General features: G+C 67.5%; 12 protein-coding genes. 4 read left to right on the top strand and 8 right to left on the bottom strand.

Annotated elements, in window-relative coordinates:
* Positions 1–22: 22 nt before the first annotated feature.
* The 7 genes from ACI8AP_RS05575 to ACI8AP_RS05545 form a co-directional block, all read right to left on the bottom strand.
* Positions 23–1,093, bottom strand: coding sequence for an acyltransferase family protein (locus ACI8AP_RS05575; protein ID WP_456588346.1), 1,071 nt, complete (start codon positions 1,091–1,093; stop codon positions 23–25).
* Positions 1,094–1,959: 866 nt separating this feature from the next.
* A complete protein-coding gene (locus tag ACI8AP_RS05570; RefSeq protein WP_456588345.1) occupies positions 1,960–2,766 on the bottom strand; it encodes a glycosyltransferase family 4 protein in 807 nt (268 codons plus the stop codon).
* 439 nt (positions 2,767–3,205) lie between these two features.
* Entirely contained in the window at positions 3,206–4,324 is a 1,119-nt protein-coding gene (locus tag ACI8AP_RS05565) for a glycosyltransferase family 4 protein (RefSeq protein ID WP_456588344.1), read from the bottom strand.
* Positions 4,325–4,367: 43 nt separating this feature from the next.
* Complete coding sequence (locus tag ACI8AP_RS05560; RefSeq protein WP_456588343.1) at positions 4,368–5,390, bottom strand: NAD-dependent epimerase/dehydratase family protein; 1,023 nt, start codon at positions 5,388–5,390, stop codon at positions 4,368–4,370.
* A gap of 46 nt (positions 5,391–5,436) precedes the next feature.
* Positions 5,437–6,297 (bottom strand): hypothetical protein, encoded by an 861-nt coding sequence (locus ACI8AP_RS05555; RefSeq protein ID WP_456588422.1) that lies wholly within the window; start codon positions 6,295–6,297, stop codon positions 5,437–5,439.
* 211 nt (positions 6,298–6,508) lie between these two features.
* Positions 6,509–8,329: a polysaccharide biosynthesis protein gene (locus ACI8AP_RS05550; protein WP_456588342.1), complete on the bottom strand. Its 1,821-nt coding sequence runs from the start codon at positions 8,327–8,329 to the stop codon at positions 6,509–6,511.
* A gap of 108 nt (positions 8,330–8,437) precedes the next feature.
* Positions 8,438–9,913 (bottom strand): polysaccharide biosynthesis tyrosine autokinase, encoded by a 1,476-nt coding sequence (locus tag ACI8AP_RS05545; protein WP_456588341.1) that lies wholly within the window; start codon positions 9,911–9,913, stop codon positions 8,438–8,440.
* A gap of 233 nt (positions 9,914–10,146) precedes the next feature.
* On the opposite strand from ACI8AP_RS05545, the gene ACI8AP_RS05540 reads away from it, so the two are divergent.
* Positions 10,147–10,893, top strand: coding sequence for an arsenate reductase/protein-tyrosine-phosphatase family protein (locus ACI8AP_RS05540; protein ID WP_456588340.1), 747 nt, complete (start codon positions 10,147–10,149; stop codon positions 10,891–10,893).
* A 30-nt stretch (positions 10,894–10,923) separates the two neighbouring features.
* Here ACI8AP_RS05540 and ACI8AP_RS05535 read toward each other — a convergent pair whose 3' ends face one another.
* Positions 10,924–11,724 (bottom strand): SGNH/GDSL hydrolase family protein, encoded by an 801-nt coding sequence (locus ACI8AP_RS05535; RefSeq protein WP_456588339.1) that lies wholly within the window; start codon positions 11,722–11,724, stop codon positions 10,924–10,926.
* A 309-nt stretch (positions 11,725–12,033) separates the two neighbouring features.
* Between ACI8AP_RS05535 and ACI8AP_RS05530 the strand changes: the two genes are divergently transcribed.
* The 3 genes from ACI8AP_RS05530 to ACI8AP_RS05520 all read left to right on the top strand — a co-directional run bounded on the left by ACI8AP_RS05530 (position 12,034) and on the right by ACI8AP_RS05520 (position 14,303).
* Positions 12,034–12,171, top strand: a complete 138-nt coding sequence (locus tag ACI8AP_RS05530) for a hypothetical protein (protein WP_456588338.1) — start codon at positions 12,034–12,036, stop codon at positions 12,169–12,171.
* A 156-nt stretch (positions 12,172–12,327) separates the two neighbouring features.
* Positions 12,328–13,125: a hypothetical protein gene (locus ACI8AP_RS05525; RefSeq protein ID WP_456588337.1), complete on the top strand. Its 798-nt coding sequence runs from the start codon at positions 12,328–12,330 to the stop codon at positions 13,123–13,125.
* A gap of 353 nt (positions 13,126–13,478) precedes the next feature.
* Positions 13,479–14,303 (top strand): hypothetical protein, encoded by an 825-nt coding sequence (locus ACI8AP_RS05520; RefSeq protein WP_456588336.1) that lies wholly within the window; start codon positions 13,479–13,481, stop codon positions 14,301–14,303.
* Positions 14,304–14,470: the final 167 nt, after the last annotated feature.

The following is a 14,470-nucleotide window of genomic DNA, read 5'->3' as shown; positions in this document are numbered from 1 at the left end:
GGCTACAAGGTCCGACCGACTACTACAGCGTGTTCGAGGCATCGCGAGACCGACGGTGCGCGTTCCCGTACCTGGACTCAGTTCGCCCCGCCGGGCGGACATAGTGCCGGAGGCATGCGCGCCTCGTAAGCGACTTTCGAATGGGCTCATCCCAGTAAGTCGTCAGAACATGCGCAACCGCTACAGCGCACATCATCACAACCATCACCGAGAGCGACGCAGGAGTCTCCAAATCCTTTTCTAGCGACGATAGGGCTGCGTAGCCGATATTCTGATGGATCAGGTAAAGGGCGTAGGAGCTCAAGCCCAGTACCTGCAGTGGTTTCCAAGAGAGCACGCCAAACCAGCCGTGCACAGCTCCCACGAGGACGAGCACAAGCCCCAAAGTCACAGCCCCCTCATAGGCCCCGCCTTCCAGAACGGCCACGACCAAGCAAGCACTCAACCCAGCGATCGTCCACGGCGTATGTCTGTCACGCCAGCCGACATGGAGACATATTCCGGCGATAAAGAGGTGACTATAGTCAGCCGCCAGGAGCATCTGCAGGTAGTGGTGACCGGGGATCTGGCCAAGTACATCGACATGAAGGAGTCGGCTGGCCACAAGCCAAGTGCTGAGGAGCAGCACCAAGCGCCGCCCCTGAAGCGACTTAGCTGCCATGGCGGCCGCAATTATGAAGTAGAAACTCATCTCCACTGCCAGAGTCCAGTATACGCCATCAACGTGGGGAGTTCCGAACCAACTATGAAACATGGTCAGATTGACGAGCATATCGATAGCACTAACCGCTCGATCGTCTGGGCCGAACGCCGTGACAACCGTCCACGTAATGAGTACGCAGGCCCAGTAAAGGGGGAAAAGGCGCAGGACCCGGGAGAGGACGAAGTCGCGCAAACGCTCACAACGCTGGCTAGTCTCGAATATGACGAACCCGCTGATGATGAAGAAGAGGTGAACGCCGTAGCGTCCGTATGACCAGTCGACGACGCTGCGCGAGCTGTCCTCGGCGTATAACTCGCCGTACCACGAGGTGTAGTGGAAGGCTACGACGGATAGGGCAGCGAGGCCTCGAAGCCCGTCGATGCTAACCACGCGGCGCCGTACATCGCGTCCCGGATTGTGCACCACCCTCGTACAGTACCGCACACACTGTAGCTGGCGATGCACTTTGAGCGATGTTGGAGCCACTCAGGTGGTGCAAGGCTAGCCTTCTTAGACCTTGGTCATGAGGGCCAGCCGCATTGGGGTAGGACTGACCACCAGGTCACGAGTGCGCCGTCGAGCAGCGGCACAAGCCCTTCAAGCCGCGCCGAGCTGATCGCGTCGGTCGAGCAGTGGTGCTCGGCGCTGGGATTTGCTGGACTCCGGCAAGGCTCCGCTAGTACGGGCGCCGCTGCATGCAGCTCCACCCGCTCCGGTGCCGACTCGCGCGACCGCACTTCGGGCGCCCCGGCCAAGAAGATTGCGATGCCCGATCGGACCCTTGACGGCCGTGCCCGCCTACGCACTGGTTCACGCCACCCAGCTCCGGCCACCCCACGTCAGTGCAGACATCGCGGCAGTCCACATCGGGGCGGGGAACCGCCACACCGATGTTGATTGGTTGTGCTCCGACCGCGCCACCTCGTTCGTGTGCCCAGACCATGATGGTCAAGGCGACGAAGTCAGCCGCGGGCATAACGCCGCACCGTCACGACCCCGGTGCATTCCGCACCTCAACTGAAGATGGGGCCCCCGCCTCTACAGTCACGCGTTGCGGCGTCAGCGCCAGAGCTGCCGCGCGCCGCCGACTCGGAGAGCTCCCAGCCGTTCGGCCGACACCGCGGGCCCTAGCCGCTCTAGGGACTGACGGCGAGGACGGCGAGGACGGCGAGGACGGCGAGGACGGCGAGCCAATTGCGCAATTGATCCGGGCCCGAGGACGACAGGTTGCTGCCAATGTCAGTATGGGGGGCGATTTAGGCCTTGGTCGCCCACTTGTCCAAGCTCCGCTCGATCATCGCGGCCACGTCGTCTGCCGCCGCGGACCAACCGAAGCGCTCGACGTTTTCGCGTCCCCGCTCGGACAGATTCCGACGAAGGTCAGCATCGGCGAATACGCGAGCCACGGCAGAGGCTAACGCCCCAGGATCTCCAGGGCCCACGAGCAGTCCAATGCCTAGATCCTCGATTAGCTCCTTCTGACCTGGCACCGAAGTCGCAACCATCGGAACGCCGGCAGCAGCGGCGTCGAGCACCTTGAAGGGATGTGCTCCGTGAGCTGTAGCTGGCACAAGGTCCTTGGGCGACAACGCGACGATTGCCCCACGCAGCCAAGCCTTGGCGTCTGCGGCCGACTGCTGTCCGACCCAGTGAAGCCTTGGATCGCTCGCCTCGCGAAGCAGCCCCGATTGGGGCCCATCCCCAACAACTACCATGTGAAGCTCTGTCGGCCATTCCGGCTGGCGGAGCGCCTGCAACATGGTCTCGACGCCCTGCCAGGTCGCGAGTTGGCCAGTGAATACCGCGTACGAGTAGTCAGTTGCGGCGGCCGCTTCATCCTCAGTATCACTGGTTAGGTCGACCCCGTTCGGTAGCACCGTTATTGAGTTCACTGGCAGCTGTGATACGTCCGAGAGCCACTGCGCCAGCCCGGAAGTCGGCACTGCGATCCCATTGGCTCGTCGAAACGTCCGTGCAGCGGTCTTTGTCAGAATCGACGACCGTCGCGTCCAGGGGTGGGCGGAATGCACGTCGGTCAGGTGGCCCTGTACCAGTAGAATCACGGACCCTCCGCAGGCGCGCCAGATCTCAACAACTGGCCACACCAGTGGATGCCAGCGGGCGATCAACAGCCGGCCCGGCCGAGCGGAGAAGATTGCCAGTAGGCTGATCCTGACGAGGCGCACGATTCGCGAGCGCCGCGTCGCGTCTCCTGCGGATGCACTGCTCAGCACTCGCATTGGCGGGTACCCGGCACACCTGAGACGCACCAATGTCCCGTGAAGATGATTCCCAGGCGCCGTGCCCTCCGTCGAGGCCTCGAGCCAGGCGACGACGATGGCAGGCCTTCTCTCTGTCAATGAACGTCTCCGTACGTGTTGAGTGGAGTACCGAGACCTGCAGAGGGCTCGGTGGGTCGGGCGACGGTGCAGGCGCTGATCTCAGCGCTTCCGAGGTTAGGTCCTGTGCGACAGACCTTGACTTGCGGGTCATAGCAGTTCGCTAGCCTGTCTCGGTCACTCCGCATTCGAGCAACAATTTGCGCCAGTGCTCCCATACGACCTTGCGATCGAACTGCGACGCAACGTGAGCGCGTCCCGCCGCACCGATCGCCGGGGCCTTGCCCGATTCTATGAGCGACCGTACCGCTTCGGCTAAGGCGACAGCGTCTCTCGGTTCGACTAGATAACCTGTTACACCCTCGATGACGGACTCCCGAGAACCAGTGACTCGGGTCGTTATGACTGGAGTTCCGCATGCCGCCGCCTCAAGGACGACCGTCGGGAATCCCTCTCGATACGTGGGCAGTAACAGCACATCCGCGGCCCAATACAGCTCCCTCGGATCACGATGCCCGAGAACCTTGACGTCCGTCCTCGCACTCAACTCGCGATAGGACTCAACGATGTCTGAGGACAACTCCAGTTCGCCTGCGAGAACGAGGCGGGCGTGGGGGCACCCTGAGTGGATACTCGGCCAGGCCAGTGCGAGCTCCCGGATTCCTTTGTCTCGAGTGATGCGCCCAACGAACAGGGCGACCCTCTCCTCGTCTCTGTAGTTCAGATGGCTCCGGGCCTTCGCCCTCTCCGCCTCAGTCGGCACACGAAAATAGTCAAGGTCGACTCCGTTCGCCGTGCCGGCTCCCAGAATCGTGATCTTCTTGCGTGGTAGCACGCGATTGGACACCGCGGCATCCGCCAAGCTGTGACCGACGACGACCACTTTGGTTGCCAGTCGGCACGTGGACCATTCAGCAATGCGCAGTAACCACCTGCCTAAACCCGTCGCCCCCTCGAGCCGCAGGCCGTGCATGACGTATATTCGGACGGGTACCCGCACCAGCCACGCAGCAAGACCACCCAGCAAGCTCATTTTCGGAGTACCCAGTATAGATACCTGAGGGCGAAGCTCTCGGAGTACTCTTATCAACTCCCCCACCGAGCGGACGTCAGCCAAAGGGGATGGATCTCGCCCAATGCTGACCTCCCGAAACGCCGCACCTTGACTATGCGCGACGGCGGCCCCGTCTGCACCATCGCAGATTAGTGTGGCCCCCCCGAATCGGGAGAGAAACTCCATTTGCCCGACGAGTAGCGTCTTGGCGCTGAGCGAGGAGGTCACGCCGAACACCACTCCGTGCCGACGGCCCATGCCTCGCGAGGCGTTAGCCTTGCGATTGAGAATCATCCGAGCCTTCAGAGGCGCAAATCTCGAGCGTCCTTGCATCGGGCGGGCTGCTCGAGACCGCACCCTCTACACCTGGGCGCGGCTGCCGCACTGTCACCGCCATACGCGCCCACGCAGCCCAGTCTCTTGTTGGCACATATCCCAACCGCTCAAGCGCGTTGGACTCTTGGCGTTGACCAAACCAAAGCATCTCGAGCTTTCGACTGAGGCCCTGCATCTTTGGGCTGGGCATGATGGACGATAACTGTAGGACTCGACGGGCTACGACAGTTGGAACCTTGCGGGGATGGCGCCCATCCCCTAGGAGCGTCATCAGTTTACCGGTCGTCAGGCCTTCCCACGGATGGAGGACCGGGTCCCGGGGAGGCTCTTTGCACTCGACCAATAGGACCACGGCACGAGCGACGTCCTCCACCAACACCTGTGGTGTCGGAGCAGCCCCATCGCCGACGATGGTATTCAACGGGCTGTGTGCGATTGCAACGAGACGGCGGGTGACGTCACGCGTGACGCCATGTACCGATGTTGGCCGGTAGCGAATGACGTCCATTCCGCTCATCGCCGCCGTCGCCCTCACGAGCAACAGTTCCCCCATCAGTTTGCTGCGCGAGTACGGCGAGAAGGGACTGGCTGGACCGCCTTCAATCAATACTGGTGCCCGTCCATGCACCGCCGCGGACGAGACATGAAGGAGTCGGTATACGCCGGCATCCGCACACAGGACACCCAGAAGGGCAGGCAGCAATGCGTTGGCCCCGTATAGTTCCCGTGTCCCTGGGGCTCCAGCGTCTGGGATTCCGGCACAGTTCACAACAACGTCGCTCGTGGCAAGCTGTTCCATCAGGTCGGAGCGCGTCCGCTCAAGGAGTCGCGCATCTCGCATCACATCAATATGGGGCTTACGGTGGTCGAGGGTTACGCGCGGACTGGGGATCCGAGTGACCTTATGTCCGCGACGAAGCAATGCGCGTGCAACGTGGGAGCCGATAAAGCCGGACATGCCGACAACGCCGACCCGCAGGGGGGCAGAAGTAGGCGTCATCGTTTTACCGCCTCCTAAGCCGGAGCGCCGGTGCTCGTGTGGCTTGAGCCTTTTTAGCCAAGCGGAGGTGAGGAGAGCTGAGGTACCCGGCCAGTACCACAGCCATCGAAAGCCCCGCCATTACGCGACCGCTGGTGCCGGACGTCGTCCACACCAGCCCCAGCAAGCCGCATGCTGAAGTGGCCACGGCGACAACACTCGCCACAGCGAGATGCGGAAGGCCTGCTTGGTTCAGTCGTTGATAAATGTGGCTGCGATGCGGCTCGAACCAGCGTTCACCCGCATACACTCGCCGCACCAATGTACAGGCCGTGTCGACGAGGTAGACAGCAACTGGCGCCAGGGCGGCGACAATCGGGGCTCCGGCAAAGGCTGCGGCCACGCTCAAGGACCCGACTGCAGCACCCAGGGCGTAGCTGCCGACATCGCCCAGGAACAGTCTTGGCCGCACGGCGTTCCATGGCAGGAATACGGCGAAGGAGGCAGCCACGCACGCGCCTCCGACCAGCAGCCACGGCAGATCAGCGACCGCCCCTAGCCCCGCATAGCTGAGGCCGGCAGTCACCCCAAACAGTCCGGACAGGCCGTTGAGCCCGTCCATAAAATTCGCCGCATTTACGAAGGCAGCGAGGCCTACCACGACCACGACCATCAGCCACCAGGGTGCGCCGAATAGGACTCCGAGCGAGGTCACCGTAACGGCGCTGAATGCTAGCTGCGAAACCGCGCGAGCCTTGACGGTCATGCCGCGCACATCCTCGGTCCACCCCAGACCCGCGAAGGTCAGGATGGTCCCGCCCCAAAGCAGAGGGAAAGCCCCGCTTACGTGCGCGGGGTCGGCAAGCGCCCATAACAGCAAGCTCACGGCTACCAATGCGGTCGCCGAGCCCAGTCCACCACCGCGCAGGACCGGACGGTCATGGGATGAGCGGGCGTTCGGCCGGTCGACCACCTGCCATCTCCGCAGAACAGGGGGGATACCAATCAGGACGATCACAGCGATAGCTGCGCATGCGGCAGCAGCCGTAACCGCGGTTTGACCGGCTGTCACTGCGCTGCGCCAGCCGGTGCGGAAGTCATTGCGGTGCCCCCGACCGAGTGAGCCGCGTCTCCAGGCCGTCCAGCCCCAGTATCGCCTCGAGCGGCGGTACGCGTCGCAGCAACCAACCGTCGAGGTCGCCTTCGACCGCGGGCACCGGCACGTGGCTGATGAGCGGGTGCACCGGTCGGCTGTCCACTTCCTCCCGGCCGAACAGCTCCTCGTGCAGCTTCTCCCCCGGCCGCAGCCCGGTGTACCGGATCTCGATCGGTCGGCCGTCCATCGCGATGAGCTGGGCTGCGACGTCCGCGATCCGCACCGGCTGTCCCATGTCGAGCACTAGGGCCTCACCGCCGGTTCCGATCGCGCCGGCCTGGATGACCAGCTCGACCGCCTCGGGGATGGTCATGAAGAAGCGAGTGACGTCGGGGTCGGTGACAGTGACCGGGCCACCGCAGGCGATCTGGGCGGCGAAAGTTTCCAGGACCGACCCTCGACTGCCCAGCACGTTGCCGAAGCGCACCGAGAGGAATCGACCTTCGCTGCGCTTCGCATAGGTGGCGGTCAGCCGCTCGGCCATCCGCTTGGTGCGGCCGAGCACGTTGACCGGGTCCGCCGCCTTGTCCGTCGACACGTTGATGAAGTGGCTCACCCCGACTGAGACAGCCGCCTCGAGCACATTTCGCGTGCCGAGGACGTTCGTCTTCCAGCCCTCACTCGGGTACTGCTCGAGCATGTTGACGTGCTTCAGCGCGGCGGCATGGAAAACCACGTCCGGCATCCGGCTCAGGAAGAGTTCCCGCAGCGCTTCGCCGTCCCGGATATCCGCCAGGATCACTTCGGGCAGGTGCAGTTTCGCCTCGCCGTGGATGCTCAGGCTCACGGCGTGCAGGGCCGACTCGTCGCGGTCGAGCATCATCAGCTCGGCCGGGCCGAACCGGTGAATCTGCCTGCACAGCTCGGAGCCGATGGAGCCACCGGCCCCGGTGACCAGCACCCGCTTGCCCTCGAGATAGCCCGCGATCTCACCGACGTTGGTGTCGATCTGGTGCCGCCCGAGCAGATCGGCGATGTCAATGTCCCGGACGTCGCGAATACCGACGCGGTGGTCCAGCAGGCCGGACAGCGGCGGCAGCACCTTGACGGTGAGGCCGGCCTCTATCGCCCGTGCGGAGAGGTCTCGGATCAGGGCGGAGTCCGCCGAAGGCAGCGCGATGATCAGCGTGGACGCGCCGGACTCTGCTGCGGCCTTCCCAATGTCGCCGCGACGACCGAGCATTCGTACGCCGCGGATGCGGGCGTGCCGCCAGCGCGGGTCGTCGTCCAGGAGTCCCACCGGCAGATACGGGCTCTCAGGATTGGTGAGCATGGACGTCACCAGCTGGTGTCCCGCGTCGCCGGCTCCGAAGACGAGCGTGAGTTCGGCTCGGCGTGGCCGGGAGGCACCTTCCCGCTGCCGCCGGATGGCCAGCCGCAACGCCGTCATGAGTGCGACGGCCAGGACAGCCCCGACCGCTGGGGTCGAGAGCGGGACCATGCGAGGCACACCGGCCACCGCGTTGACCAGCGTCTGCGCCCCCGCCGCACAGGCGACGCCGAGGCCCAGAACCAGCAACTCGTCGACGCTGCCCACGGGGTACCGCCCGTGGTGCAGCCGCAATAGCGGAGACAGCGCCACGTACGTCAGGACGCCCACCAGGCCGATGATCAGAACACCCTGCGTGTCGATCCTGCCGAAGTTTCCCTCGTAGCGCGCCGCACTGGCCAGCCAGAGGCCGACAACGAGGAAGATTCCGTCAGCCGCCAGCAGACCCCAGCGGCGCAGTCTCCACCGCCACGTCCTCCGTCGCTCCGTCATGCCGACCCCCGTCCAGCACTGCGCGCCGTTCGGGCGCGCACCAATAAGGAATTCACTTCGTCAGCGGCTGGGGCGCAGATACACCGGCCGCGAACTCACCTGCCGCAGCTACCGCCTCGGCGGCACGGCCGGCAGCGGGCCGGTCACGTCGTACTGCGGCCGGCCACGTCTCCGCGCGGCACCGGGGCTGACCATGTTCCCGGTGTCGGCCGTCGTCTCCCGGCCGGGATCGGCCTCGTACGTGTAGCCGTAGCCGTAGCCGCGCGCGGCGCCGGCCGCCTGTGGCACACGGTTGAGCACCACGCCGAGCAGCTTCGCGTCGATGCGCTGCAGAGCGGCCGCGGCCTCGGACAGCTCCTCCCGCCGGGTCTTGCCGTAGCGGGCGGTGATGACACAGCCGTCCGACAGCACCGAGAGCACCGCCGCGTCGGTGACCGGCAGCAGCGGAGGCGCATCGACGATGACGTAGTCGTTCGTCGCCTTGAGCTGGTCGAGCAGCGCGCGCATCTGCGCCGAACCGAGCATCTCGCTCGGGTTCGGCGGCATGGGGCCGGCCCCCAGCACGGTGAGCTTCCCGTCCCCCCACGGCTGTGCCACCTCGTGCAGAGCGGCCGTGCCGGCGAGCACGTTGGTGAGCCCGGCACCGCTGATCAGACCCATGTAGCGGGTGATCCGCGGGCGGCGCAGGTCGGCCTCGATGAGCATGACGCGGCTGCCCTGCTGCGCCAGCGCCGTCGCGAGATTGACGGCGAGCGTCGACTTGCCCTCACCAGGGATGGCGCTGGAGACGATGATCGCCCGCGGCGGGTGGTCGACATCGAGGAACTGCAGGTTCGTGCGGATGGCCCGGTAGGCCTCCGCGCTGATCGAGTGATCGTCCAGGTCGGCGACGAGGTGCTCCTCGGCCAGGCGCGGGTCCTCGAGCACGGTGCCGATGACGCCCGTTCCCGTGAGGGACCGGATCTCCTCGGGGGTCTTCACCGTGTTGTCCAGCCGGCTGCGCAACAGTGCCAGCCCGAGGCCGAGCAGCAGCCCGAGAACCGCACCGAGGGCCACGTTGCGGATTGGGTCCGGGCTGACCGGTGCCTCGTTGAGGTCGGCGCCCTCCACGGTGGTGACCTTGACGGTGGAGGCCTCACCGCCCTCGGGAGTCTCCAGCTCCGTCACCTGCTGGGTGAACTGCTGCGCCAGCGAGGCAGCGATGTCCTGGGCGCGCTGCGCCGACGAGTCGGTGACGCTGACCTCGAGGATCACGGTCTCGGGGACAGCCGTGGCGGTGACCTTGGCAGCCACCTCCGCCGGCGTCAGCTCGAGACCGAGATCCGCGACCACGCGCGAGGCGAGCTCCTCGCCGGTGAGCAGCTGGGCGTAGGACGTGACTCGCTGCTGGGAGAACAGGTTGCCCTGGTACGCGGTAGACGTGTCCGTCGTCGTGGACGTCGACACGAACAGCTGCGTCGAGGACGAGTACAGCGGAGTGGCCTGCCACGTCAGGAAGCCGGCGACGCCGACGGCCAGGAGCACCGTGCAGACCAGGATCCACCAGCCCGAACGGATCGCCTGCAGCACGTCCTTCAGTTCCACACAAGCCCCCGCTCACCAGGTGGGCCTGCCACGAAGCCCTACCCCTTTCCCCGGTCGTTGCCGGGGGAAACCTCGTAGGACGGTACAGCCCTGATCCGTATTTGTTGAGCCTTCAGGCAGGGAAAGTCGACGCAGTGTGACTCGTGTGACGGAGGTGTCCCCCGGACAGACGACACCCCGCCGAGCGGCCAGCCTTCCGGAGGCGACCCTCTGTCACGTGTTGACTCCGCGGCGTGCGGATCCTCTTCGTGTGCACCGGGAACATCTGCCGCTCTCCCATGGGGGAGCGGCTGACCCGCGCCTTCCTCGATGACGCCCTCGGGGCATCGGCTGCCGCGGTGGGCACCGCGAGCGCGGGGACGAATGCAGTGGTCGGGAAGGGGATGGAGCCGAAGTCAGCCCTCGTGCTGTCCGGGCTCGGCGGGGATCCTGCTGGATTCGTCGCCCGCCAGCTCACGGCGGACATGGTGGACGCGGCCGATCTGACGCTGACCATGACCCGTCGGCACCGCCGCGACGCCCTGAAGCTCGCTCCCCGGGCCATGTTCCGCACGTACACGCTGCGTGAAGCCGCCGGCCTCCTCGAACAGGTCGACCTCCGCCGGTTGCCCTCCGCCTCCTCGCTCGACGAGCGCGCTCACGCACTCGTGGCCGCGTTGGGCGCCCAGCGTGCGACGCGCCGGCACACTGAGCGCGAATCCGACGACGTCTTCGACCCCATCGGTCGCAAGGCCGACGTGCACCAGCGGGTGGGTGAGCTGATCTTCGACTCCCTCATGCCGCTGCTGCACGCCATCTGCGGGACCGGTCACGGCGTACCTGCCCCCCGGGCCGCGGTCCCCGACTTCCCGGCCACGTCGCTCATCCCGGCCATCGCGGCACCACTGGATGCGACGATGCTGCCCCCGTCGGCGCGACGCTCCTTGCCGCCCGTTCCACCGCGGAGCCGGGTGAACAGCGCGTCGACGCGTCGCCGTTGACCGGCTGGGCGCCGACGCCGTAGCCCTGAACTACGCGGTGGGGTCGGCCGAGTCGGCCAGGGCCGACTCCACCAGGGGGGTGACCCGGTCGGCCAGGTACACGTGCCCCTGGTCGTTGGGCGACACCCCGTCCGGAGCGATCAGCCCGTTTCCCTGCGCGAACCAGCCGGCATCGAGCGGATCCACGAAGGTCACCCCTGCGGCCAGCGCGGCGGCCTGCACTGCGTCCCGCACGGCCAGCAGCCCCTGCGGCACGTCAGCATCGTCCCAGACCGGTCCGACCACCACGATCGAGGTTTCCGGCGACTCGGCCTGAACGGTGGCGATCACCTCCGCCGCGTTCCGCTGAACGGCGGCGGCTGACTGACCGAGGTCGTTCCGGCTGCCGAAGATGACCGTGACGTCCGCATCGGGCACGGGGAACGCCTCGACGAGTGCGGCGAAGTCCTGGCCGGTGGAGCCAACCGCGGCGTAGCCGGCCTGCGACACGGCATGCAACCGCAGGTCGGCGTTCGTGCGCTCAGCGACGATGGCCGGCCAGCCGGCCACCCCCAGCCCACCCGACTCGTTGCCCGCCGCATAACCGTCGCCGTAGACGGCGAGCACCGGAGATGCCGCCGATTCGGTGGACGGCACGCCGTCTCCCCCGCCGGGAGTCGCCCCAGGAGTGGGCGCCGAGTCCGCAGCGCCGGCAAGGCGGGACTCGCCGTAGGAGTCAGCGGGCTCGGGGCTCAGCGCCATGAGCGTGAACAGGGCAACGTTCACCACCACCAGCGCGACGAGCGTGACGATGCCCCACCCGGGCGGCCGGTCCAGCTTCCATCCCCGCACCGCAGGAGAGTATCCGCGGGACGGACCAAGACGACGGCGTACGCGTCGATCGAGCCCCATCCGTGATGCGTGGAGCCGGATCGGAGTGAGCCCCGAACGAACTCTCCAACGCACTGTTATCGATACGCTGCGTCACGACACGAGCGGGAAGGTGTGCGAACCCGCGCTCAACCGGGGTAACGGTCACCTCGTCCGTTGCAGCGACGCGTACGCAGGGTGATCCTTCTGAGCATGACGCCGCGTACACGCCACGTTCTGGGTCCTGCGGGCCGTCCGTGCTCGCTGTGCGGGAACACCGAGGTCGTCCTCGTGGAGTCACGCAACGTCCGACGCCTCCGGAACCGGCTCAACCCTGCGTGGGATCCGCACGCCCGCCTCTTCGAGTCGTGCAGCTACTGCGGGGCCCGCTCCGAGGTGCAGCACCAGGACGTCGCCACGGCCAGCTGAGGCCTTTCCCTCGTTGCTTCCGGCGGCCGCGTGGGCCGTCGTGCGGACGAGGCGGACCGCGAACGGCCGGGACAGCTGTGGCAGCAGAGGACGGGCGCGCCCGACACAGCGAGAATCCACCGGCCGGCAGTGGCGACCGCTCCTACCCTTCGCGGCATGCCCTGTCCCTCCTGCGGGGCGACGGCCACGCGCGCGCAGATCCTCCCCGGCTACTGGCGGTGCGACGCCGACGTCCGCGTCGACCAGCTCGTCGGTGCCCCCTCCGGCACGGACCCCGTCCCGGCGCCGGCCGCGCCCCAGCGCTGCGGCACCGTCTACATCCAGACCCGCGACGACGACGCCGCCGCCACCTGCCGTTGCGGTGAGCCCGCCATCGGTGAGTGCACCGAGTGCACCCGCGCCGTCTGCGCCGACCACTCCGACCTGTGGCAGGGCTGGCGGGTGTGCGACCGCGACCTGGCCAACGCGCGTCTGCGCGCCCGCGCGGCCGCCGCCGCCGAGGAGAAGCGCCGCGAGGAGGAGGCCGCCGCCGCGGAGGCCGAGCGGCTGCGGCAGCGCACCACGTTGCTCGAGCTCGCCGACGAGGACGCCGTCTGGCTGCTCTACGCCCGCGACGAGCCACGCACCGAGCAGCAGGTCCGCTCGGCCGTCCACGTGCTGCGCCGGCTCACCGCCGCCCAGTTCACCGACGTCTGCCTCTACCTTCTCCCGTACGCGCGCGAGCCGGAGACCCGGCGCACCGGCCTCACCCGGCTGACCGGCTGGGCCTTCGAGGGGCCGGACTACCACGGCCGCTCCTGGTTCCTGACCCGCAAGGGCGACTGGTACCGCGGCGGCGCCTTCGGCGACGAGCAGCGCCGCCGGTGGAAGGACGTGCGCTTCGACGACGTCGAGAAGCGCGCCGTCATCGACGAGCTGGCCTGGCAGCAGTCGATCGACAGCCGGCTGCGCTGACCGCCCACGGGCGCCCTGCGCATTCGGCGGCAGCTGCACGAACCCGTCCGTCCCCCGTCGAGTGGGCGCAGCGGCGGGGTCAGGGCCGCTGCGCCGTTCCGTCGACCTCCTGGGCCGGGCTGACCACCCCCGTGCTGGTCAGCCGGGCCGAGGGGCGAGGACGGCGTGCGCACTCCGGACCCCGCCATGCGGTACCAATTCGTACTGAACCCGCGCCGCGCCACCGCGGCAACGGAGGCGCGGTGCAAGCCGCCCGCAGATTGAGCGCAGCACTACTTGCGCATGGCTGCACGGGAGCGCCGCCCTGCTGCGCTAGGTTGCCCGGCAACCAGTTGCGGAGCACGGGGGTGCCGATGAGCGGGTCGACGGACGAGGCGCGAGAGCCAGCGGCCACCACCCCGGCCTTCGATCCCTTCGTGGCGCAGGTGGGCTGGCTGATCGCGGCGGCGGGCGGGAAGGACCAGCTCGTCCAGCGCTCCGGCGGGCTGGTCAGCGCGCGCACGCTCGACAACTGGATGGCTGGCAGCTACCCACGCACCAAGGTGACCGGCGCCGTCCGCGAGCTCGACACGTGGGCGCGGGCCGAGATGCCCGGCTACCCGGAGGCGGCCGGGGTGCCCGCTCTCGTCGAGTCCTGCGGGCCCTACCGCGGTGCCCCCGCCGCTCCGGTGGCCCCGGCCGATCCGACTCCCGAGCCCGCCGCCGAGGGCGCCGACCCGGCACCGCCCCGGCGCCGGCTGCCCACCTGGGCGCTGATGGCTGCCTCCCTGGTCCTCGTCGCGGTCCTCTCCTCCGCCCTCACCGCCTTCGTGATCGGCGAGCGCGGCACCGCGGCGGACTCCGCCACCACCACCGACCTGGTCGACGTGCCGCTGCCCAGCACCGGCGACGGCACGCTCGTCGAGGAGGAGGCCGGCAGCATCGGCGCCAACACCTTCGCCGACCCGCGCACGCTCTCGGGACGCGGCCCGGCCATCCCGCCGCACACCCGGATCCTGGTGCGCTGCCGCTACTACGCACCGAGCGTGCCCAGCGTCAGCCCCGACGGCTTCTGGTACCTGGTCGAGACCGAGCCGTGGAACGGCCTCTGGACGCCGGCGAATTCCTACATGAACGGCGATCCGCCGGGCGGCCCGTACCTGCACAACACCGACTTCGCCGTGCCCGTCTGCCAGTGAGGCCGCAGTCCTGCTGATGCACGAGCCGACGTGTGGACCGGCCCGATCCGGCGGACGGCCGGAACAGACCTGACAGCAGAGGACGGGCCACCGGCGAAACCCGGTGCTGCGGCATCGTCCGCATCCAGACCCGGGACGAGGGCGCCACCGTGCCGGCAGGCCGATGG

The sequence above is a fragment of the Blastococcus sp. SYSU DS1021 genome (assembly GCF_054050995.1).
The sequence above is the reverse complement of the archived record's forward strand: the minus strand, read 5'-3'. Positions and strand labels throughout refer to the sequence as shown.

Bases quoted from the DNA above. Each gene is read 5' to 3' on its own strand.
- ACI8AP_RS05560 (WP_456588343.1), bottom strand. From the start codon at position 5,390: ATGTCCGGCTTTATCGGCTCCCACGTTGCACGCGCATTGCTTCGTCGC.
- ACI8AP_RS05550 (WP_456588342.1), bottom strand. From the start codon at position 8,329: ATGACGGAGCGACGGAGGACGTGGCGGTGGAGACTGCGCCGCTGGGGT.
- ACI8AP_RS05525 (WP_456588337.1), top strand. From the start codon at position 12,328: ATGCCCTGTCCCTCCTGCGGGGCGACGGCCACGCGCGCGCAGATCCTC.
- ACI8AP_RS05520 (WP_456588336.1), top strand. From the start codon at position 13,479: ATGAGCGGGTCGACGGACGAGGCGCGAGAGCCAGCGGCCACCACCCCG.